The sequence below is a fragment of the Pseudonocardia charpentierae genome (assembly GCF_031845345.1).
GTDB lineage: Bacteria > Actinomycetota > Actinomycetes > Mycobacteriales > Pseudonocardiaceae > Pseudonocardia > Pseudonocardia charpentierae.
In genome coordinates this window covers 1-21,361 of record NZ_JAVREJ010000002.1, presented here as the reverse complement: position 1 = coordinate 21,361, position 21,361 = coordinate 1, and the positions used below count along the sequence as shown (strand labels likewise).

The window sequence follows — 21,361 nt, the reverse complement described above, 5'->3', positions numbered from 1 at the left end:
AGCCCGGACGGGCCGCCGTGACACCACCGCGGCGGCCCGTTCGGGCGTGTTCCGGCGGGACCGTGCAGGCACGACGCGGCACCCGACGGCGACGGGCGGCGACAGTAGGCTGGCGCCACGTTCGTCCGTCGACCGGAGGCACTGGTGGGAGTAGGAGAGCAGGGTCGCCCCGAGGTCGCGGGCATCGCGGAGTCGTCGGGCGTGCTCGACGCCGTGACGGCACTCGACCCGGCCGTCCGGGCCGGTGAAGCCGCTGCGGCGGCCGCCGTGGCCGCCGAGCGCAGCGTGCCCTCCGCGCCCCTGCCCACGGACCTGACCGCGGCCGCCTTCTTCGACGTCGACAACACGATGATGATCGGCGCGTCGATCTTCCACTTCGCCCGCGGGCTGGCCGCGCGCAAGTTCTTCACCACCTCGGACATGCTCGGCTTCGTCTGGCAGCAGCTGAAGTTCCGGGTCGGGGGCCGGGAGCTCAGCTACGGCCACACCACCGGCCGCGACACCGCGCTCTCGTTCGTGGCGGGCCGTCCGGTCGCCGACATCGTCGAGCTCGGCGAGGAGATCTACGACGAGCTGATGGCCGACCGGATCTGGGCCGGCACCCGGGCGCTGGCCCAGATGCACCTCGACGCCGGTCAGCGGGTCTGGCTCGTCACGGCCACTCCGGTGGAGCTGGCGCTGATCATCGCGCGGCGGCTGGGCCTCACCGGCGCGCTCGGCACGGTGGCCGAGAGCGTCGACGGGCACTACACGGGCCGACTGGTCGGCGAGGTGCTGCACGGCCCGGCCAAAGCGCACGCGGTGCGTGCCCTGGCGGTCACCGAGGGCCTCAACCTGCGCCGCTGCACCGCCTACTCGGACTCGGTCAACGACGTCCCGATGCTGTCGGCCGTCGGGACGGCTGTGGCCGTCAACCCGGACCGCGACCTGCGCGACATCGCGCGGGCCCGCGGCTGGGCGATCCGCGACTTCCGCACGGGCCGGCGAGCGACCCGCATCGCCGTGCGCTCGGTGCTCGGTGCGGGCGCCGTGACGGGGGCGGTGGCGGCGGGCCTCCGCCGCTGGCGCTAACGCGTGTCCTGTCGGTCGGCGCCGTAGCGAAGCACGGCGACGATCCACAGGTGGAGTGACGTCGCCTCAGCCGCGGAAGGCCCCGCGGCGGCGACCGAGCAGCCGGTAGAGCGTGAGCTGGATGGTCTCCCGGACCTGGTCGGCCAGGTTGAACACCAGCATCGGGTCGTCCGCGGCGTCGGGGCCCAGCTCCGCGGTGGAGATCGGCTCGCCGAACTCGATGAGCCACTTCGACGGCAGCGGCACGGCGCCGAGCGGCCCGAGCAGCGGGAACGTCGGCGTCACCGGGAAGTACGGGATGTTCAGCAGCCGGGCCAGGGACGGGATATCCGCGATCTTGGGGTAGGTCTCCTCGGCTCCGACGATCGAGCACGGGATGATCGGCTTGCCGGTGCGCAGCGCCGCGGAGACGAAGCCGCCGCGGCCGAACCGCTGCAGCTTGTACCGGTCGGCGAACGGCTTGCCGATCCCCTTGAAGCCCTCCGGCCAGACCCCGACGAGCTCGCCGTCGGCCAGCAGGCGCTCCGCGTCCGCGTTGCAGGCCAGCGTGCTGCCGTGCTTGCGGCTGAGCTGGCCGACGACCGGCAGCCGGAACACCAGGTCCGCGCCGAGCATGCGCAGGTGGCGGTGCGCGGGGTGGTCGTCGTGCAGCGCGACCGAGGTCATCAGGGCGTCGAGCGGGATGGTGCCGGAGTGGTTGGCGACGACCAGCGCCCCGCCCTCGTCGGGGACGTGGTGCAGGCCGGTGGTCTCGACCCGGAACCACGTCCGGTACAGCGGCCGCAGCAGCGGGAGGACGACGTTGTCGGTGAGCTCGGCGTCGAAGCCGAACTCGTCGACGGCGTAGTCGCCGGTGAGCCTGCGGCGCAGGAACGCGAGCGCATCGGCGAGCGCGGCCTCCCAGTCGGGCGGGAGCCCGGGCTCCGCCCCGGTGTCGACGGACGCGGCCGCGTCGGTGGCCGGCTCGGGAACCGCTCTGACCGGGGCGACCGGTGTGGGGCCGGACCTGCGGGCCGCCCGGCGGGGCTCGGCGCGGCGGCGGGCCCGGGTCGGGTGCGCCGGGGCCGCAGGCTCGGCCGGCGCCGCGGGATGCAGGGGGACGACCCGGGCACCGTCCCGATCGGGGGCGCGCCGGTCGTCCGGGCCGTCGCCGGTCATGTCCGCGCTCCGAGCCCGGCGAGCAGCCGCGCGGCGGCGTGCACGCCGCGGTCGACCAGCCGCTCGGCCTCCTCCACCCGCTCGTGCGCGATGACGGGGCGCAGGGCGCGGCCGCGCACGAAGTCGTCGAACGCCTGCACGGTGGTCCAACGCGGAGTGAAGCCGAAGTCCGTGCGCAGGCGGGTGGTGTCGACCACCCGGCCGAAGTCGAGGAGCCGCAGCTGCTCCGGGGAGAAGGAGGCGATCCGAGCCCCGGCCAGCACCCGGCCCACGACGCCCACGGCGGGCGGCGGCACCGGCAGCGGAACCCGCCCGGCGCGCCGGATCGCCTGGGAGAGCAGGAGCACGCCGTCGGCAGCCACGTTCACGACGTCGGGCAGGTCGTCGTGCGCGACCGCGCGTTCGAGCACGGCGAGTGCGTCTTCCTCGTGCAGCAACTGCAGGCGGGCGTCGTAACCGAGGACGGTGGGGACCACGGGCAGCGCGAAGTAGCGCGTGACCACCGTGTCGATCCGCGGGCCGACCAGGCTGGCGAAGCGGAGCACGGTGGTCGAGACGTCCGGCCGCCGCCGGGAGAAGCCCCGCAGGTAGCCCTCGATCTCCGTGGCGTCGCGCGCGTACCCCGACGTCGGCAGGTCGTTCGGCGTCATCGTCTCGTCGAACAGCGCGGGGTCGAGCGGGCTCGCCCCGTAGACCGCGGTGGTCGACTCGAGCACCACCCGCCGCACGGTGGGCGCCTTCTGGCACGCCGCGAGGAGCTGCATGGTGCCGAGGACGCTCATCTCCTTCGTCGCCGACCCCCACGTCCCGGACGGGTCCGGCGAGAGCGCGGCGTGCACGACCGTGTCGACGTCCGCGCGAGCGATCACCTTGGCGATCAGCGGGTTGCGGATGTCGGCACGGACGAACTCGACCCGGCCCATCCGGCTGCGCAGGTCCGGCCCCGGAGGAGCGGTGTCGACGCCGAGCACCCGCCCGATCGACGGGTCGGCGGCGAGCCGCGCGGCGAGATGGCCGCCGAGGAAGCGGCTGACACCGGTGACGAGGACGACCGAGGGGGCCACCGACCGGACCCTAGGACCCCGCCGGACCGCGGCGGAACGCCGTGACGACCGCTCGGGTCACTTGCCGAGCTTGCGACGCTGCACGCGGGTCTTGCGGAGCAGCTTGCGGTGCTTCTTCTTCGACATCCGCTTGCGGCGCTTCTTGATGACCGAACCCATACGTCGGTTCCTTCCTCGGTTGAACGGGGACTGACCGGCGGCCCAGGGCACACCGTCACGAAGACATGCGCCGACCGGGCGTCGACCGATGGCCCACTGTACCGGCGCCGACCGACACCCAGCGGCCTGGGACGGCAGCGGCCGTCAGCCGGCGTCGGACCAGGCGTCGCGCAGGTGGCTCTCGACGGCGCGCCGCGGCACGCGGAAGGACCGGCCCACCCGGGCGGCAGGCAGCTCGCCGCCGTGCACCAGCCGGTAGACGGTCATCTTCGACACCTGCATCCGGGCGGCGACCTCGGCCACCGTCAGGAACTGCACCTGGGGAAGGTCGACCTTGTCGGACTGTTCCGAGGGCATCGGATCACCGCCTCCTGGTCGCACCGGCCGGCGCGGCCCCTCGCCAGGCCCGGACGGTGTCGCGCCGGGAGCCTATTCCCCGGTCCCCCGCGCCCTTTCCGCGGCCTGCGTCGGGCGCCTGGTCAGCGCTTGCCGAGCTCCACCGACCGGTCGCGGGCGGCCTCGATCGCGGCCAGCAGGGCGGCGCGCACGCCGTGGCGCTCCAGCTCGCGGACCGCCGCGATCGTCGTCCCCGCGGGCGAGGTGACGGCCTCGCGGAGGATCACGGGGTGGTCGCCGGACTCGCGCATCATGACCGCCGCGCCGTAGGCCGACTGCACGATCAGCTCGGCCGCCACCGCCCGCGGCAGCCCCAGCAGGATGCCTGCGTCGATCATGGCCTCGACGAGGAAGAAGAAGTAGGCCGGTCCGGATCCGGAGAGGGCCGTGACCGCGTCCTGCTGGCTCTCGGGCAACCGCACCACCCGCCCGACCGAGCCGAGCATCTTCTCCACCGCGGCGAGGTGCTCGTCGGTCGCGTGCGTGCCGCCCGAGACCGCACTCATCGCCTCGCCGACCAGCATCGGGGTGTTCGGCATGACCCGCACGACCGGTGTCCCGGCCGGCAGTACCTGCTCGTAGAGCGAGGTGGGCAGCCCCGCGCACAGCGACACCACGAGCGTGCCCGGCTTCAGCGCGGCGGTCAGCTCGGCGAGCAAGGGGTCGATGTCCTGTGGCTTCACGGCCACGACCAGCACCTCACTGCGTGCGGCCGCCTCGGGCACGCCGACGGCGGCGACGCCGTGCCGCGCGGTCAGCTCGCGGGCCCGCTCCGGGTGGCGCTCGGTGAAGAGGAGGTCGCCCGCCGGCTGCCCCGCGGCCAACAGCCCCGCCAGCAGCGCTTCCCCGATCTTGCCCGCCCCGAGCACCGCGATCCGCGTCATGGCTCGCACCGTAGCCCGCGACTCCGGCGACTAGCTCGGGGCGGGGGTGGGCTCGGCGGGGGCCCGCAGGTGCAGGCGCGCGAACAGGAGCGCCTCGGCCAGGAGCGCCGCCCGGTCGTCGCGGGTGCGGGCGCGCCGCGTGTTGATCTCCAGGACGACGGTTCCCGCGAACCCCGACGCCGCGAGCAGCTCGCACACCTGCGCGCACGGCTGGTTCCCGCGGCCGGGGACGAGGTGCTCGTCCCGAGGTGCGCCGGTGCCGTCGGCGAGGTGGACGTGGGCGAGCCCGGCCGTGGCACCCGAGCCCGTCCCGCCCACCCCCATCCGGTTCGCGAGGGCGAGCGCGTCCGTGCCGCCGACCGCGGTGTGCGACAGGTCCAGCGTGTAGTGCCGGTAGCCGACGTCGGTGGGGTCGTAGCCCGGGCTGTAGGGCACCGCCCGTACGCCGCCCCGCACGATCGGGAACATGTTCTCCACGGCCACCGCGATGCCCGTGTGCTCCTCGGCGCGGCGCACCTCGTCGTCGAACACGGCGGCGTAGCGGCGCTGCCACCGGAACGGCGGGTGGACGACGACCGTCGACGCACCGAGCTCACCGGCGGCGGCCACCGAGCGCCGCAGGCGCTCGACCGGGTCCGCGGTCCAGACCCGCTGCGTGACCGCGAGGCACGGCGCGTGCAGCGCCAGCACGGGGACGCCCGATGCCTCGGCGAGCCGGCCCACCGCCGCCACGTCCTGGCTGAGCCGCTCGGACCAGACCATCAGCTCGACGCCGTCGTAGCCCAGCTCACGGGCGAGGGCGAACCCGGCACGGACCGACTCCGGGAACACCGAGGCCGTGGAGAGCGCGACGGGCGGAGTCATCTCCCCAGTAGTACCAGCACCGCCGGCGACGCCGTGAGCAGCAGGCCGACGAGGACGGCGAAGCCCGTGGTGCGCCGGTCCACGTGGTGCAGGAGCTGCCTGACCAGCAGGACGAGCCCCGCGGTGACGAGCACCGCGGCCGCGAGCGCGACGACCGGCAGCTCGCGCCACAGGAAGCGGAACAGCACCCAGAGCACCGCGCCCGCGACGGCACCGGCCAGCCACTGCGCCACGACACCCGCCCACGCCTGGGCCGGTCGGGTGCCCTCCCGCTCGGGGTCGTCGTCGAGATCGAGGTCGGGGTCGTCGCGCGCGTCGTAGTCGTCGTGCCCACGGTCGTCGTCGCGCTCGTCGCGCTCGCCGTCGTCGTGCTCACGGTCGAGGTCGTGCTCACGGTCGAGGTCGTGCTCGCGATCGAGGTCGAGGTCGAGGTCGCGGTCGAGGTCGAGGTCGAGGTCGAGGTCGTGACCACGGTCCAGGAGGTGCTCGTCGGCCCGATCGAGCCGGTCCCCCGAGAATCCATCAGCGAAGAAGCCGTTGCCGGCGAAGGCGTCGGCGCCCTGCAGGTCGTCGTCCTCGTCGTCGTCCAGGACGTCCGGACGCGCGCCGCGGTCCGTCAGCTCGGTCGGCTCGTCGAGGACACTGCCGACGACATCGCCGGCGAACGGGCGGACCCGCGGCGGCGGCGATGTCGGCCGGGGCGCCGGAGGGGGGACGAGGGGCGCGGCCGCGTTGCGGCCCGACCGCACGCGCGAGCCGGCACCGAACTGGGGGCGGCCGGGCGCAGGCCGCTGGCCGCCGGTGACGTCGAACTCCGTGGCGGGCCCGTCGGCCAGCCCGCTCCGGCCCGTGACGTCGAGATCGGTGGCCCCGCCGTCGCGCCGCAGGGCCGTGACGTCGAAGTCCGTCTCCGGGCCGTCGGTCGGCCGCGCGGGGTCGGGCCGGGCGCCGCGGCGGCTGCCGAGGTCGAACTCGGTGGCCGGGCCGTCGCCACGGACCGTGTACTGATCCCGGCGGGGAACGGCCGTCGGGCCGCGGCGTCGGGCGTCCGCCCCGTCGACGACGGTGTGCGGCCCGTCGTCGTCCTCGTCGTCGAACTCGAACGGGTCCCACGCCCCGGTGGCCGGCCCGGAGTCGGGCACGGGACGCACCGGCGGACCTGCGTGCTGCTGGCCGCGCGCGGGAACGGCGGACGGACGGTGCGGCGCCGGCTGCGGGGTCGCAGCGGGCAGGTACGGGCGACCGACCGGTTCGCGGAGGGCGGACGGTCCGGGCTGCTCGCGCACGGGTGCGGCGGTCGTCGGCGGCCCACCCCAGGCCGTCGCGGGTCGCAACCGGCCCGGTCCGCCGGCTTGGGTGGCGCGCTGGGGCTCCCACGGGTTCGCGGCCGGCGACGGTGCCACCGGGCGCATCGGGCCCGAGGCGGCGCCGCGACCGTTCGAGGGCGGCGCGACGTCCGGTGCCCCTGGGCCGGCAGTCGGCACCGCACGCAGCGGACCCGACGCCGTCGCCCTTCCGGGCACCTCACGGCCACCCGGCGGCACCACGCGCATCGGACCGGACGCCGAGGACGGGCCGGCTCCGTTCGACGGAGCGCCCCCTCGGGGCGTGCCGGGCCCGTACCCGGCGGTTCCGGGCCGGCCCGTGGGCGGCCGGTCCGCGATGACGCCGGTCGGGCGATCGCGACGGACGGGCGCCGGTCGTGGAGGCACCGGCGGGGCACCACGGTATCCCGGATCGCGGCCCGCGACGGTCTGCGGGCCGGGGTCGTGCATCGGCCGGGCGGGGCCGGCGTCGGGCGGGTACCGCGGCGGCGGACCCTGCGGCGGCCCGGGCGGACCACCGGGGGGCGGGCCGTCGCCCTGGCGCCGACGACGGCGCCCGGGGCCGGCCTCGCCGTGCTCGGCGAGCAGCTCGGCGACGGTGCGCTGCCGCGTGTAGTCGATCTCCGGCCTCATCGCCTACACCGTGCCCCGTCGCTCGTCAAAGTCCAGGCCCCTCTCGTGCGCGGTGCGCCGAGCGGTCGCTGTGTGCCGGAGCGGCGGACGTCCGGCGCGGCATCCGCGCGTGCGCGCACCGCTCGGACGCAGGGGTCCGCGGGACGACGCATTCGGGTGCACACGAGGAGGCTACTGCCCGGGCGTGACGAGTTCGTGACACGGGCCGTCACGCACGGGTGAAGCACAACTACTAAACGTGATCAGGCCTCGAACTTGTACCCCAGCCCACGCACGGTGACCAAGTGACGCGGCACCGACGGGTCGGCCTCGACCTTCGACCGCAGCCGCTTGACGTGCACGTCGAGTGTCTTGGTGTCGCCCACGTAGTCCGCTCCCCACACCCGGTCGATCAGCTGGCCCCGGGTGAGCACGCGGCCCACGTTGCGCAGCAGGTACTCCAGCAGGTCGAACTCCTTGAGCGGCAGCGCCACCTCCGCGCCGTCGACGCTCACGACGTGCCGCTCGACGTCCATGCGCACGGGACCGGCGGTGAGCACCCCGGCCGCCGGTTCGCCCTCCGCCGCCTCGCCGCCGCGGCGGAGGACAGCCCGGATCCGCGCGATCAGTTCGCGGGCCGAGTAGGGCTTGGTGACGTAGTCGTCGGCACCCAGCTCCAGCCCGACGACCTTGTCGATCTCGCTGTCGCGGGCGGTGACCATGATCACCGGTACGGCGGAGCGGGTCCGCAGCGCCTTGCAGACGTCCGTGCCGCTCATTCCCGGCAGCATGAGGTCGAGCAGCACGATGTCGGCACCGTTGCGGTCGAACTCCTCGAGCGCGCCCTGCCCGGTCGCGGCGATCGCCGTGGCGAAGCCTTCCTTGCGGAGCAGGAACTCGAGCGGTTCGGCGAACGACTCCTCGTCCTCGACGATGAGCACCCTGGTCATGCACGTCCTCCGGGATCGGTGGTGGTGACGGCCGCGGCGGTGCGATCGGCAGAACGATCGGCGCTGCGCGCGGGAAGGCACATGGTGAACGTCGAGCCGGTGCCGGGACTGCTCCACAGGCGCACGTGGCCGCCGTGGTTGGCCAGCACGTGCTTGACGATGGCGAGCCCGAGCCCCGTGCCGCCGGTGGCGCGGGAGCGGGCCGGGTCGACGCGGAAGAACCGCTCGAACACGCGGGTCTGGTGCTGGGGGGCGATCCCGATGCCGCGGTCGGTGACGGCGATCTCCACGGTGTCGCCGATCCGGCGGCGCGAGACCGACACCGACGCCTCCGGCGGGGAGTACGCGATCGCGTTCTCCAGCAGGTTGGTCAGGGCGGTGACGAGCAGCGTCCGGTCGCCGTCGACCTCCAGCCCGGACGGCCGGTCCACGGTGATCTCGATGCCTGCCGACTCGGCGGAGAGCCGGTTGCGGGCGAGTGCCTCGCTCACCAGGTCGTCGACGTCGACGGCGGACAGCTCGGGCAACCGCTCCGCGCCCGTGAGCCGGGACAGCGCGATCAGCTCGGTGACCAGCGCGCCCAGCCGCGTCGACTCCTTGAGGATCCGGGCGGCGAAGCGGCGCACCTCGGTCGGGTCGTCCGCAGCGTCGAGCACGGCCTCGGCCAGCAGCCCGACCGCCCCGACGGGCGTCTTGAGCTCGTGGCTGACGTTCGCGACGAAATCGCGCCGCGTGGCCTCCAGCCGCACGACGTCCGAGCTGTCGGTGGCCTCGACCACCGTGAACCCGTCGCCGAGACCGCGCACCTGACCGAGCACCGCCGCCGGCCCCCGGCCGCGGCGCTCGAGCGGCGACAGGTCGACCTCGACGGGCAGCGCACCGGGAGCGCCGTCGGAGGTGCCGTGAGCCGCGGCCTGGCGGCAGGCCGTGCGGGCCCGCGGATCGGCGACGCCGGCGTTGACGAGCCCGAGCTCGACCGCGCGCGGATTGTGCAGCACCACCTCGCCCGAGCCGGTCAACACGGCCAGCCCGGCATCCGACGAGCGGAACACGCGCAGCAGCAGGTCGGCCAGCGTGGGACCGGGCTCGTCGACGGGGACCGGATGCTCCACCCGGGGCACCGCGACCCGGCGGGCGAGCAGGACACCACCTCCGAGCCCGGCCAGCAGCGCCACCGCGGCCGGCAGGATCGACGCCAGCAGACTCACGGCCGCATCGTAGGCGCGCACCACGGCACGACAGGGCCGTCGTGATCCCGGCGACCACCGGTCGGGGGACTTTTCGACCTCCGTTCATGTGGCGTTCACCATGTACGTCACGCTCGATATAGTTGAAGCTCCACGTTTTTCCTGGCACACTGGGTGCGAACGACGACCATCGGAGGTTCCCGTGCCCATCCAGCGCCTCAACCACGCAGTCCTGTACGTCCGCGACGTCGACGCGAGCGTCGCCTTCTACACCGAGGCGCTCGGTTTCCGGGTCAAGGCCGCCCTTCCCGGTGCAGCTTTCCTGCAGGCCGAGGGCTCGACCAACGACCACGACCTGGGCCTCTTCGCGGTCGGCGGTGCCGCGGGCGCCTCGGGCGCCGGGCGCAGCACCGTCGGGCTCTACCACCTCGCCTGGGAGGTCGACACCCTCGCCGAACTGCGGCGCGTCGCCGCCGTGCTGGCTGAGCGCGGCGCTCTCGTCGGCGCGTCGGACCACGGCACCACCAAGGCGCTCTACGCCCGCGACCCCGACGGGCTGGAGTTCGAGGTCAGCTGGCTCGTGCCGGCGGCTCTGATCACGCCCGACCTCACCATGCGGACCAGCCCGCTCGACCTCGACGCCGAGATCGCCCGCTACGGCGCCGACACCCCCGGCGGCATCGGTGTCTCGATAGCAGCGCTGTCGTAACCCTCGGTCGCGGCTCGCGTACCGTTCGGCGAGACCGGACGGCGTTCGTCCTGGTAGGGCTTACACTGTGAGTTGCGATCGTGAGCGGATCCAGCCTGCGAATCCGCCGAATGCGCGGCCTGCAGGGCCGCCGCCGACTCCGCAGGAGGTCCGATGGGCTCGAAGGACGCGGTGCCGTGACGGCGACCGCCGAGCAGGGCGGCCCCCTGGGCACTCTGGAGCACGACGCGCTGTTCTACGCGAACGACGACGAGTACGTCGCCGGCGTACTCGGCTTCGTCCGTGAGGGCCTCGAGCGCGACGAGCCGGTTCTCGTCGCAGTGCCCGGCTGGAACCTGGAACTGCTGCGCGCGGCGCTGACGCCCGAGGAGATGCCGCGCGTCCGGCTGCGCGACATGACGGTCGCCGGTCGCAACCCCGGCCGGATCATCGGCACCGTGCTCACCGCCTTCGTCCGCGAGCACGCGGACCGGCGCGTCCGGATCGTCGGCGAGCCGATCTGGGCGGGCCGGACGGACGAGGAGTACCCGGCCTGCGCCGAACACGAGGCGCTGATCAACGTCGCCCTCGGCTCGTCGCCCGCGTACATCCAGTGCCCGTACGACACGGCCAAGCTGCCCTCGTCCGTGCTCACGGACGCCACGCGCACGCACCCCATGCTCGCCACGGCGTTCGAGCGCTGGACCAGCCCCACCTACACCGACCCCGGCGCGGTCGCCGCGTCCTTCGACTCCCCGTTGAGTCCCGTTCCGAGCGACGCGGAGTTCGTCGTCATCGGGCCTGCGACCGGTGCGCGGTCCGCGCGGGTCCTCGTCCACGACGCCGGCCACATGTTCGGGATGGACGCCGACCGCCTCACCGACGTCCGGCTCGTCGCGCAGGAACTGGCCGTGAACACCCTCACGCACTCGCCGAACGGACGCGGCGTGCTGGAGGTCTGGACGGCGGACGACCACCTCGTGCTGCAGGTCGAGGACGGCGGCCGGATCACGGACCCCCTGGTGGGTCGCCGTCCGCCGGAACCGCCGCACGTCGGGCACGGGCTGTACGTCGTCCACCAGCTCGCGGACCTGGTCCGGATCCACCGCGACACCACCGGGACGACAGTCCGGGCCTACTTCCGACTTCCTTGAGCCGTCACGCCATCCGGTAGCCCTGCGCGGGCGAGAACGTCGCCGTCACGCTGAACCGGTCGCCGCGCACCAGCGTGTGCCGCCACTCCACCGCCTGCGCGCCCGCGAGCCCGAGCCGGTCGATCGCGAACGCCGCCACCTCCGGCCCGGTACCGAGCAGCTCGCGTTCGGCCTCGCCGGGCACCACGGCGTGCAGGTGCTCGTGACCTCCCGTGACGCGGATCCCGCAGCGGGTGGCGTACTCGTCGTAGAGGGCGGTGCGGGCGAAGTCGACGTCGAGCAGCGGCGCGGCCAGCCGCTCGGGCATCCACACCCGGTCGATCGCCAGGGGCTCCTCGTCGGAGAAGCGCAGCCGCTCCAGGTGCACCAGCGGCGTCGACTCCTCGAGGCCCAGCCGCGCCGCCACCACGCCGTCCGCCCGGACGTCGAGCGTGCGGACGACGTTGCGCTGCACCCGCCCGGTCGCCTCGACCGACTGGAACAGGCTGTACGGGGTGCCCAACGGTTGGGCGATCTCGGTCGGCGACGCCAGCCGCGGCGGCCGCCCGCGCTCGGCGACGACGAGCCCCTCTTCGCGCAGGCGGCGCAGGGCCTCCCGGACCGTGTGCCGGCTGACGCGGTACTCGCCGACGAGCGCCAATTCACCCGGGAACGCCACGCTGAACTCGCCCGCCGCCAGCCGTCGGCGCAGGTCCGCGAGCAGCTGGACCCACAGCGGGGTGGCACCCCGGCGGTCCAGATCGTGCGCCCCGGCCCGGTCGTGCCGGACCGGGTCGACACGGGTGGTCATCGGACGCTCACGGGACCAGTCTGCACCACTTACTGGAACAGTTCGTCCAACGCCCGCTGCTCGAGATCGACCCACCGGCGCACCCGCTCGCGCGCCTGCTCGATCTCCTTCTCGTCGAGGTGACGGGCGCCCTCCGGGGTCATCCGACAGACGTTCATCGGGCCGCCGATGCTGGGCGAGGTGCGATCCAGCGCGTCAAGCGTCCGCATCGCGGCCAGCACGCCGTGGTCCACGCTGCGCTCGGTCATGCGGTACTGCGCGAGCAGCGAGCCGGCCTGCTGGGCCATGGCCGCACCGCTGCCGATGGCGTGGAAGCCGACCTCCTCGTAGCGGCCGATCAGCCCGTGCGGGTCGACGTCGACGATGAACGGCTGGTCGCCCGAGTAGCCGACCGCGAGGACGAAGGTCGCAGGCGTAGCCCCACCCGCCGGCTTCCCCGGGATCTCGGGGATGAAGCTGGCGTAGTGCCTGCGCAGCACCGGCACCACGGCGTCCTGCAGCGCGTGCCCGACGTCCGAGGCCTCGACGATCGGCGTCGGGTTGGCGTCGAACATGCCCTCGAGCTCGCTGAGCACCGCCCGCGCGCCGCTGCCGCCCCACGCCGCGTGGTCGCCGAGGTGGTGCAGCTTGCGGGCGGGATAGCTCAGGCCGCGGTCGGCGTCGGTGATCTGCGAGTCGGCCGCGAGCACCAACCCGTCCGCACAGCGCATGGCGAGGACGACGGTCACGGGCACCTCCGTTGGTGGGACTGCACACACTACGGCGGCAGGCGGCACGCCGCGGATCCCGCCTCCTGCGGCAACGGACAAATCGGTTGCCGTCGCGGCCTACCGTCGAGGGGTGCGCGTGACGTTTACCCGCCTCCCCGACGGAGCCCGGTCCTACAGCGTCGTCGAGCGCTCGGACGGGGTCCGGTACCGCGTGTACGACGGCACCGCGACGTCCCGGCTGCCGCACGACCTGGGCCACCTGGTCGTCGAGCGGGAGACCGGCGACCACGAGGGCTTCTGGGGCGCCGTCGCGGCCGGTGTGGTCTTCGCGAGCATGGAGCACCTCGACGGACGGCGGCCGCCGCATGCGCGCGAGCGGTCGGAGGCCGCGATGCGCGAGCGGAGCGGCGGGCTGCGTCGGGCCGAGCTGATGGTCTGGCTCACCGGGAAGGTCGCCGAGCAGGGCGTCACGTCGCCGGAGCGGGTCCGGGCCGCCGCTCAAGAGGCGCTCTCGACGTTCCCGGGCGCTTCGGTCGACGCGGACCGGGTGCTCGCGGCGAGTCGCGCCTTGCGGGAGGCGGAGGAGCGCTGGGCCGCCCTGAGGCCGGGCGAGGAGCTCGTCGTGGACTGGCCGGAGCAGCGCCCGCGCCGACCCGCGCACCACGCCGGCGCCGACCGGGGACCGCGGCGGGACCGGGGCCGCCGACAGCGATCGCGCTGACCCCGCGTGACGCGGAGACGGAACACGGACATCGGAAGGGTTGCCTCCCGACGACTGAGGCCACCCGATCGGCCCAGCGTAGAGATCTTGTCGCGGATCTTCGTTCATGCCATCGTGGCCGCCTCGGCAAGACGGGGTGCCCCCCGCAGCCGAGGTGGCCGCGCTCCCCACGCGGCCCGACCGGCCGACCGCGCGACGCCCCCGATCCCGCGGTCGACGGGTGGAGAACTGCGGGGTGGCCCGGGGTCAGATTCCCCCCTCAGGACCCGGGCCACCCCGCCTCCGCCCCGCTCGGCGGCGCACCGCCCACACCACGGCCCCGGCCACCGCGAGCAACGGCAGGAACGGGAGCAGGAACCCGGTCGCCGTCGCCAGGCCCGAGCCGATGACCTTCAGTCCCGACCAACCCGCTCCCAGCCCGGCCCCGAACCCGGCGGGATCCGCGGGCGCCGGAGTGCTGGCGGTCCGCAGCTCGACGGTCAGAGTGGAGAGAGCGACCCGGTCCTTCAGGGTCGCGAGGCGGCGCTGCAACGAGTCGAGATCCGCCTCCCGGCGGGCCAGCTCCGACTCCACGGACACGATGTCGCCGATCGAGGTCGCCTGGGCGAGCAGCGCCCGCACCCGCGTGACGCTGGCCTGCTGCGTGGCGACGCGGCTGTCGAGGTCGACGACCTGCTCGGTCGCGTCCTCCGTCCGTCCCGACCGGCCGAGCACGGTGCCGGTCGCGGCCAGGTCGTCGACGAGCCGGTCCAGGCCGGTCGCGGGCACCCGGACGACCAGCCAGGCGCCGGTGCTGTCGACCTGCTCCTCGGAGATGACCCCGCCCGCCGCCGCGACCGCGGTACGCACGCCGCGGGTGGCGGCGGTGAGGTCGGCGACCTGCACGGTGAGCTGGGCCGTGCGGACGACGTCGCGGCCAGCCAGGTCGGGTGCTGCTGTGTCGGGCGCGGTGCCGGATACCGGGGGCGCGGCCGGGCTCGTGGCGGAGCGAGCGTCGTCGGCGCTCTTCCCGGCCGCCCCGCTCGGCGCCTCCGCCGTGCCGATCTCCGGCGCGGGCGCGATCATCGGTGATCCGGCCGAGGACGAGGTCCCGCCGCCGTCACCGCTCCTCCCGTCGACGAGGGCCACGACCGCCCCGAAGACCCCGAGCAACGCCACCCCCACCGTCGCCGCCACCACAATCCGCCGTCGCACACCGCGCACGTCGCCCTCCTCGCCGGTTCGTTGAGGGGAGGACGGAAGCCGTGCCGCGGCGCGTTGGCCGGGTCAGGTCACGATCCGGTCGCGGGTGCGCGCCGGGGTTCGCAGCATGGTGGCTTTGCTGCGGTGGGAGTGCAGCAAAGCCACCATGCTGCACTCCCGCGCCCCGCCCCAAAGGCCCCACGGGACGAGCGTTGTCGCCCGCAGGTCGCGCTGGCCGGGCCTCACCCCAACAGGTGCTCGAACGCCGCCAGGTTCGCCGTCGACTCGCCCCGCTCCGTGCGCCACGCGTACTCGCGGCGGATCGAGGAGGCGAAACCCAGCTCCAGCAGCGTGTTGAAGTCGCCGTCCGCCGCCTCGAGGACCTGTCCCAGCAGCCGGTCGACCTCCTCGGTCGTCACCGACCCGAGCGGGACGCGGCCGACGAGGTGGATGTCGCCGATCCGGTCGAGCATGTAGTGCACGCCGTACAGGCGGGCATTGCGCTGCAGCAGGAAGCGGTAGACGACCTCGTTCTCCTCGTCCGGCCGCCTGCAGACGAACGCCTGCACGAAGAGCGCGTGCTCGCGCACCACGAGCCAGCAGTGGGTCCGCAGCCGCCGGGTGCCGGGCAGGGTGACCAGGAACTGGCCCGGATCGCGCTCCTCGTGCTCGACCCCGAGCTCGGCCAGCGCCGCCGCCAGCACCTTCGCAGGAGTGCTCATGACATCCACGCCGTCGCGTGCAGCTCCGCCGCCTGCCGCCGGGCGAACTCCGCCGCGGCCTCCTCGTAGGTGCTCAGCAGGGCGTCGGTCGTGCGGTCCCACGAGAACCGGTTCGCGTGCGCCACCGCCTCGTACGACAGCGCCGCCCGCCGGGCCGGATCCAGGGCGACCGCGGCCAGCGCGTCCGCCCACGGCCCCGCCCGGTGCCCGTCGACGAGCAGGCCGGACCGCCCGTCCGCCACCGCGACCGGCAGCCCGCCCACACGCGTCGCGACCACCGGTGTCCCGCACGCCTGCGCCTCGAGCGCGACCAGCCCGAACGACTCGTTGTGGCTCGGCACCGCCACGACGTCCGCCGCGCGGAACACGGTCGCGAGCCCGTCCGGGGTCTGCGGCGGGAGGAAGCGCACGACGTCGTCGAGCCGCAAGCGGGCGGCGAGCTGTTGCAGCCCGGTCGGCTCGGCTAGGCCGCTGCCCGACGGTCCGCCCGCCACGAGCACCACCATCCGCGCACGCAGCGCGGGGTCGCGCTCGAGCAACGCAGCGGCGGCGTGCAGGAGCACGTCCGGGGCCTTCAACGGCTGGATCCGCCCGGCGAACGCCAGCACCACGGCGTCCGCAGGGATCCCCAGCCTGGTCCGGGCGGCGGCCCGGTCGCCCGGCCGGAAGCGGGCGAGGTCCACGCCGGGCGGGATCGTGACGATCCGCGCGGGGTCCGCGCCGTAGAGGTCGACGAGCTCGCGGGCCTCGATGTCGGTGTTGCAGACGAGACGGTCCGACTCGGCGACGACCTGGTCCTCGCCGATCACCCGGACCATGGGCTCGGGCGGGTCCCCCTCGGCCAGGGCGGCGTTCTTGACCCGGGCCAGGGTGTGCGCGGTGTGCACGAGCGGCACGCCCCAGCGGTCGCGGGCCAGCCAGCCGACCTGCCCGGACAGCCAGTAGTGCGAGTGCACGACGTCGTACCAGCCGGGCTCCTGGCGGGCCTCGGCGCGCAGCACCCCCGCGGTGAAGGCGCACAGCTGGCTGGGGAGGTCGTGCTTGCCCAGGCCTTCGAACGGGCCTGCGACGACGTGGCGCACGAGCACTCCCGGCGCCAGCTCCACCACCGGCTGATGCTCCGACGACGTCGCCCGCGTGAAGATCTCGACCGCGATGCCGCGGCGGGCCATCCGCAGCGCGGTCTGGACCACGTAGACGTTCATCCCGCCCGCGTCGCCCGTGCCCGGTTGCTCGAGCGGCGACGTGTGCACCGACAGCAGACACACCCGCCGGACGCGTCCGGCGCCGTCGCGGGGCCGCGGTACTCCAGAAACCACGACTCTTGGTACCACGCCGAGCCACTCCGGGGAGACGAGACCGGGGGACATCGCACGAATTGTCCGGACAGTCGGCAGGCCCCGGTCTCGTCCCCCCGTTCAGCCGCCGCCGAGCACCGCGAGCAGGGCACGCACCGGGTCGTCGGCGTGGCGGCGACCATCCCCGGCGCGCCAGGTCGGCACCCGACGACGGCCCGAGGCCGGCCGGTGCAGCACGATCTCCAGCCGGTCGTGGCACCACAGCTCGCCGGCGGGGACCGGGACTCCGAGGGTGTGGCAGGTCACGACCACCTCGGGCAGCGCGGCCCATGACACGGGCCTGCCGGTGCCGACGACCTCGCCGTCCACGATCTCGGACGCGGTCGGCAGGTCGAGGAGGTCCGCGAGCGCGCGGGGGTCACCGCCGACGACCACCTCGCCGGCAGGCAGGACGGCCACGAGCTCCGGGAGGTCGAGGACCACGGCGTCCGCGACGTCGGCGACGGATCCGTCCAGCACCCGGACCCGCTCGGGCGGGTCGAGATCCGCGGGGTCGACCCGGCCCTCGACGACCGCGGCGGCGAGCGCGGCGTGGGCGTCGGCGACGAGTGCGACGTCCGGTCGACGGTCGGGGTCGGCGAGGCGGTCGAGCAGGTCCGCGGCGTCGCGGTGATCCGTGACGGTGAGCGCGGCGCGCACCCCGGCGGCGGCGAGCACGGTGTCGTCGGCGCCGGTAACAGGCAGCGGGTCGTACAGGGCCCCGAGGCCCGTCGCCGACGGCAGGCGCCAGAAGCCGGGACGGTGGCCGTGCAGGCGGGCGTGCCGGGCCAGCCACCACGCCGTGTACGAGCCGGGAGCGAGCACGGCGGCGCGGGTCTCCGGCTCGCCGGCGAGCAGGGCCAGGGCGGCGGGCCAGGCGTCGTCGCGCACCAGGTCGAGGTCGCGGACGGCGACGACCACGTCCGGGTCGTGCTCGTCGAGCCACCGGTCGACGTCGTCCAGGCCGAGATCGGGAGCGCTCGCGGCGTCGGTCTCGACGACCGCGAACCCGTCGAGGACGCCGACGGCGACGAGCACCTCCCGCGACGCGCGCTCCTGCCACGCGGTGCCGAGCACCGCAGGCGGGGCGTCGTCGGCGAGCAGCGGGCGCAGTGCGGCGTCGGGCAGCATCAGCTCGTCCGCACGAGCCGGCTCGCCGTCGACGTCGGTGAGGGCGAGCGCCGACAGCCAGTCGCGGGACGCCGCGGCCCCCGGGCCCAGCTCGGCCACCAGCCCGAGCACGGCCTCGGCCAGCGGCACCGGGTCCAGCCCGGCGTCGGCGTCGTCCACCGAGCGGTCGACGGCGTCGCGCAGGGCCGGGTGGTCGAGCAGCGCGTCGGGCTCGGCGAGCGCGGCACCGAGCCGGAGCAGCAACGGGTGCACGGCGTCGGGGTCGACGACGTGCAGGCCGGGCAGCGCGAGGTCGCCCACCCGCCCGGCGTCGGTGCCCAGCGGCAGCAGCACGCTCGCGGGCCCGCGCACCGTGCGCCCGTCGGCGAGCGGGACGGGCAGCGCGCGCAGCTCGTCGCGCAACCCCGGCACAGTGTCGACGGCCTGCTCGAGCGCCGCGTACACGGCGCGCCACCAGTCGGCGGGGCGCCGGATGCCAAGGAGCCGGTCGGCGAGTTCGGCGGGGCCCGTGCGGTGCACGCCCAGCTCGGCGAGCACCGCCGCCGCGCCCGGAGTGTCAGGAAGGCCACCTTGCAGGCGTGTGGTGCCCTGAAGGTGGCCTTCCGGGCGTACGGGTACCGCGGAAATCGGGGCGAGGAGGCCCGGCACGACGTCGACGAGCAGGGCCGGCAGCTCCGGCGCCGGCAGGTCCAGGATCGTCGCGGCCCGCGGGGCGACGTCATCGCCGTCGGCTCCCGGCAACCACGCGGCGCCGCGCAGGACGTCGAGCAGCAGCGCCCGCAGCCGGGCGTCGAGCTCCGAGCGCGGGAACCCGGCCACCGGCACGAGCGCCAGCCGGTCGGCGGGGTCGACCGCCGCGACGAGATCCAGGTAGGCGTCGGCGGCGGCGTGCAGGACCGCGTCGGTCGCCGGCCCGCTGCGGACGCGGCGGCGGTCGGGGTCGAGCGGGACGTCCGCGATCAGCCGGGCGGGCAGGCCGAGCCGTTCGACCGTGGTGGTCGGGGCGTGCAGGACGTCGTCGGCGAGCGGGGCCGGGCGGCCGTCCGCGTCGAGGGGCAGGGCCCAGCAGAACGACCGGACGAGGCGTCCGCGCTGCTCGGTGGCGGAGTCCGCCGCGCCGTCCGCGGTTACGCGGGCCAGCAGCCAGCGCCGCACCGCACCGCCCGCCGTGCCGATCTCCACGGCACTGCCGACAGCAGCGGCGTCGACGCGCACGTCGCCCACGGTGATCTCGACGAGATCCGGGAGCGCGAGCAGGAGGTCCGGAGCACCGGCGGTCGCCGCCGCCAGCAGCGCTCCGGGATCGACGTCCGGGCGCAGCGGCAGGCGGACCTCCGTGGCGTACCCGTCCGGCAGCGGCGGCTCGTCCGCGCTCGTCGGCCACACCAGGCGCAGCACGGGGAGCTGCCCCTCGCGGCGAACCAGCTCTGCGGCCGGGCCGGACAGCTCGCGCACGGCCTCCGCGGTCGCCGAGGCCGAGAAGGCGACCCCGCCGTTCACGGACACGACCCGAGGGGCGTCCGACAGCGCGAGCACCGCGGCGAACCCGACGCCGAACCGCCCGACCGACCCCGCGTCGTCCCGCTTCGCCGACGCACGCAGCGCGGCGAGCGCGGTGACACCCGCGGCCTCCAGCGGCGCGCCGGTGTTCGCGACCCGCAGCTCGCCGCCCTCGACGGTGATCCGCAGACGTCCCGGGACGCCGGCAGCCCGCGCGGCGTCGGCCGCGTTCTGCGCCAGCTCCACGCACCAGGTGTCGGCGTAGCCGCCGAGCCGCAGGTCCTCCTCGGCGTTCGCGTCTTCCCGGAAGCGGGTGGGCGAGTCGGCCCAGGCGGCGAGGACGCCCGCCCGCAGTGTCGCGGTGTCGAACGGGTCGTCGACGCGCGTCACGTCGTGGCGCCAGCGGGCTCCAGCTCGACACCGTCGTCGTACACCAGCTCGGCGACCGCGACCGGGGACACCGGCTCGTACACGACGTCCGAGTGCGCGCCGCAGCCGAACTCCACCGCCACCACCTCGCCGTCAGCGGGCGAGTAGGCGTTGGCGCAGACCCCGAAGGCGCCGCGCAGCGCGCCGGCCAGCGGCAGCAGGAACCCGCAGGTGCCGCAGTGCGCGGGAGCGGAACGGGCGATGTCGGCGCCCGGGCCGTGCTCGCCGCCGTACCAGCGCTCCGTGGCGGCGTCGCGACCCTCACGGCTCAGCACGGTCCTGCGGCCGAGGCCGACCTCGCGGGCGAGGTCCTCCACGGCAGGATCGTCCGAGGCGACGTAGGCGGGGACGAGGCGCGGGTCGTCGGACGGGCTGGGCAGCAGGTCGCCGACGCCCAGGTCGCCGGGCCGCACCCGCTCGTGCCAGGGCACCCACGCCGGCGCGGTCACCGCGTCCGGCCCCGGCAGGAGCACGACCTCGCTGACCGTGATCGGCGACTCGTCGTCAGCGCAGGCCAGCGTCACCGACCAGCGCCAGCCCCGGTAACCGCCGTGCTGTGCGGAGAAGAAGTGGGTGACGGCGTCGTCTTCGATCCGTGCCTCGAGATGCTCGCCGACCGCATCCGCCGCAACCGTGACACCCATGTCCACGGCGGCATCGGCGACGGCGGCCTCGCGCGCCTGCTCGACGGCCTCGACCAGACGGGACGGACTCGTTGGGGCACCCACCGGGCGATTGTGCCACCCTTCCCGACCGTGACCGGAAGCCCGGCCCGCACGGTGCGGGCACTGCTCACCGCAGTCCTGCTCACCGTCGCCGGCTGCGGTGCGGCCGCACCCGCTGAATCCGGGCCGACGACCGCCCCGCCGACGGTGCCCACGCTCCGCCCGGAGGTGCTCGCCGAGCTCCCGCACGACCCTTCGGCGTTCACCCAGGGGTTCGAGATCGACGACGGCGTCCTCTACGAGGGCACCGGCCTGGAGGGCCGCTCCCAGCTGCGCGAACTGAACCCCGACACCGGCGCCGTCCTGCGATCCGTGCCGCTGCCCGGCGAGCTGTTCGGCGAGGGCATCACGGTGGTGGGCGACCGGATCTGGCAGCTGACCTGGCAGGACGGCGTCGTGCTCGAGTGGGACCGCGCGACGCTAACGCTGCGCCGCGAGGTCCCGATCCAGGGCGAGGGGTGGGGGCTGTGCGACGACGACGGCGAGCCGTCCAATGGACACGACGGCGAGCCGTCCAATGGACACGACGGCGAGCCGTCCAATGGACACGACGGCGAGCCGTCCAATGGACACGACGGCGAGCCGTCCAATGGACACGACGG

General features: G+C 74.9%; 21 protein-coding genes. 5 read left to right on the top strand and 16 right to left on the bottom strand.

From position 1 onward, the window contains the following. Positions 1 to 201 precede the first annotated feature (201 nt). Entirely contained in the window at positions 202 to 1,071 is an 870-nt protein-coding gene (locus RM445_RS03040) for an HAD family hydrolase (protein WP_397469231.1), read from the top strand. 66 nt (positions 1,072 to 1,137) lie between these two features. Here the strand turns inward: RM445_RS03040 and RM445_RS03035 are convergent, their stop codons facing one another. The 9 genes from RM445_RS03035 to RM445_RS02995 all read right to left on the bottom strand — a co-directional run bounded on the left by RM445_RS03035 (position 1,138) and on the right by RM445_RS02995 (position 9,691). After that, positions 1,138 to 2,229 carry a lysophospholipid acyltransferase family protein gene (locus RM445_RS03035; protein WP_311554423.1) on the bottom strand — a complete coding sequence of 364 codons (1,092 nt, stop codon included), beginning with the start codon at positions 2,227 to 2,229 and terminating at the stop codon, positions 1,138 to 1,140. After that, positions 2,226 to 3,293: an NAD-dependent epimerase/dehydratase family protein gene (locus RM445_RS03030; protein ID WP_311554422.1), complete on the bottom strand. Its 1,068-nt coding sequence runs from the start codon at positions 3,291 to 3,293 to the stop codon at positions 2,226 to 2,228. Before RM445_RS03030 ends, RM445_RS03035 begins: the two co-directional genes overlap by 4 nt. Positions 3,294 to 3,350: 57 nt before the next feature. Continuing rightward, the gene (locus RM445_RS03025) at positions 3,351 to 3,452 is read right to left on the bottom strand and encodes a 30S ribosomal protein bS22 (RefSeq protein WP_010241351.1); all 102 of its coding nucleotides are present in this window, start codon (positions 3,450 to 3,452) and stop codon (positions 3,351 to 3,353) included. 144 nt (positions 3,453 to 3,596) lie between these two features. Continuing rightward, entirely contained in the window at positions 3,597 to 3,809 is a 213-nt protein-coding gene (locus RM445_RS03020) for a helix-turn-helix domain-containing protein (RefSeq protein WP_311554418.1), read from the bottom strand. A 122-nt stretch (positions 3,810 to 3,931) separates the two neighbouring features. Next, positions 3,932 to 4,732 carry a pyrroline-5-carboxylate reductase gene (gene proC, locus RM445_RS03015; protein WP_311554417.1) on the bottom strand — a complete coding sequence of 267 codons (801 nt, stop codon included), beginning with the start codon at positions 4,730 to 4,732 and terminating at the stop codon, positions 3,932 to 3,934. Positions 4,733 to 4,762: 30 nt separating this feature from the next. Next, the gene (locus tag RM445_RS03010) at positions 4,763 to 5,596 is read right to left on the bottom strand and encodes a sugar phosphate isomerase/epimerase family protein (protein ID WP_311554416.1); all 834 of its coding nucleotides are present in this window, start codon (positions 5,594 to 5,596) and stop codon (positions 4,763 to 4,765) included. Further along, positions 5,593 to 7,554 carry a hypothetical protein gene (locus RM445_RS03005; protein WP_311554415.1) on the bottom strand — a complete coding sequence of 654 codons (1,962 nt, stop codon included), beginning with the start codon at positions 7,552 to 7,554 and terminating at the stop codon, positions 5,593 to 5,595. Before RM445_RS03005 ends, RM445_RS03010 begins: the two co-directional genes overlap by 4 nt. A 242-nt stretch (positions 7,555 to 7,796) precedes the next feature. Next, on the bottom strand, positions 7,797 to 8,483 hold the full coding sequence (locus RM445_RS03000) for a response regulator transcription factor (protein ID WP_311554414.1): 687 nt from the start codon (positions 8,481 to 8,483) through the stop codon (positions 7,797 to 7,799). Beyond that, entirely contained in the window at positions 8,480 to 9,691 is a 1,212-nt protein-coding gene (locus tag RM445_RS02995; RefSeq protein ID WP_311554413.1) for a sensor histidine kinase, read from the bottom strand. Before RM445_RS02995 ends, RM445_RS03000 begins: the two co-directional genes overlap by 4 nt. Positions 9,692 to 9,872: 181 nt before the next feature. On the opposite strand from RM445_RS02995, the gene RM445_RS02990 reads away from it, so the two are divergent. Together RM445_RS02990 and RM445_RS02985 are read left to right on the top strand one after the other, a co-directional pair. Beyond that, complete coding sequence (locus RM445_RS02990; RefSeq protein WP_311554412.1) at positions 9,873 to 10,379, top strand: VOC family protein; 507 nt, start codon at positions 9,873 to 9,875, stop codon at positions 10,377 to 10,379. Positions 10,380 to 10,555: 176 nt separating this feature from the next. After that, positions 10,556 to 11,512 carry a sensor histidine kinase gene (locus RM445_RS02985; protein ID WP_311554411.1) on the top strand — a complete coding sequence of 319 codons (957 nt, stop codon included), beginning with the start codon at positions 10,556 to 10,558 and terminating at the stop codon, positions 11,510 to 11,512. A gap of 4 nt (positions 11,513 to 11,516) precedes the next feature. Here the strand turns inward: RM445_RS02985 and RM445_RS02980 are convergent, their stop codons facing one another. Together RM445_RS02980 and RM445_RS02975 are read right to left on the bottom strand one after the other, a co-directional pair. After that, a complete protein-coding gene (locus tag RM445_RS02980) occupies positions 11,517 to 12,302 on the bottom strand; it encodes a GntR family transcriptional regulator (RefSeq protein ID WP_311554410.1) in 786 nt (261 codons plus the stop codon). Positions 12,303 to 12,331: 29 nt separating this feature from the next. Continuing rightward, positions 12,332 to 13,030: an Ntn hydrolase family protein gene (locus tag RM445_RS02975; RefSeq protein ID WP_311554409.1), complete on the bottom strand. Its 699-nt coding sequence runs from the start codon at positions 13,028 to 13,030 to the stop codon at positions 12,332 to 12,334. Positions 13,031 to 13,142: 112 nt separating this feature from the next. On the opposite strand from RM445_RS02975, the gene RM445_RS02970 reads away from it, so the two are divergent. Further along, the gene (locus RM445_RS02970) at positions 13,143 to 13,733 is read left to right on the top strand and encodes a hypothetical protein (protein WP_311554408.1); all 591 of its coding nucleotides are present in this window, start codon (positions 13,143 to 13,145) and stop codon (positions 13,731 to 13,733) included. 246 nt (positions 13,734 to 13,979) lie between these two features. On the opposite strand, the gene RM445_RS02965 is transcribed toward RM445_RS02970, so the two are convergent. The 5 genes from RM445_RS02965 to RM445_RS02945 all read right to left on the bottom strand — a co-directional run bounded on the left by RM445_RS02965 (position 13,980) and on the right by RM445_RS02945 (position 20,762). Next, a complete protein-coding gene (locus RM445_RS02965; RefSeq protein ID WP_311554407.1) occupies positions 13,980 to 14,936 on the bottom strand; it encodes a DUF4349 domain-containing protein in 957 nt (318 codons plus the stop codon). A gap of 221 nt (positions 14,937 to 15,157) precedes the next feature. After that, positions 15,158 to 15,637, bottom strand: coding sequence for a type III secretion system chaperone family protein (locus tag RM445_RS02960; protein ID WP_311554405.1), 480 nt, complete (start codon positions 15,635 to 15,637; stop codon positions 15,158 to 15,160). Further along, positions 15,634 to 17,007, bottom strand: coding sequence for a D-inositol-3-phosphate glycosyltransferase (gene mshA, locus RM445_RS02955; protein ID WP_311554404.1), 1,374 nt, complete (start codon positions 17,005 to 17,007; stop codon positions 15,634 to 15,636). The genes RM445_RS02960 and mshA overlap by 4 nt, the downstream gene beginning before the upstream one ends. Positions 17,008 to 17,055: 48 nt before the next feature. Continuing rightward, entirely contained in the window at positions 17,056 to 19,995 is a 2,940-nt protein-coding gene (locus RM445_RS02950; RefSeq protein WP_311554403.1) for a sacsin N-terminal ATP-binding-like domain-containing protein, read from the bottom strand. After that, positions 19,992 to 20,762, bottom strand: a complete 771-nt coding sequence (locus tag RM445_RS02945; protein WP_311554402.1) for a DUF3027 domain-containing protein — start codon at positions 20,760 to 20,762, stop codon at positions 19,992 to 19,994. Before RM445_RS02945 ends, RM445_RS02950 begins: the two co-directional genes overlap by 4 nt. 27 nt (positions 20,763 to 20,789) lie before the next feature. On the opposite strand from RM445_RS02945, the gene RM445_RS02940 reads away from it, so the two are divergent. Further along, a partial coding sequence (locus RM445_RS02940; protein WP_311554401.1) for a glutaminyl-peptide cyclotransferase occupies positions 20,790 to 21,361 on the top strand: 572 nt, incomplete at its 3' end.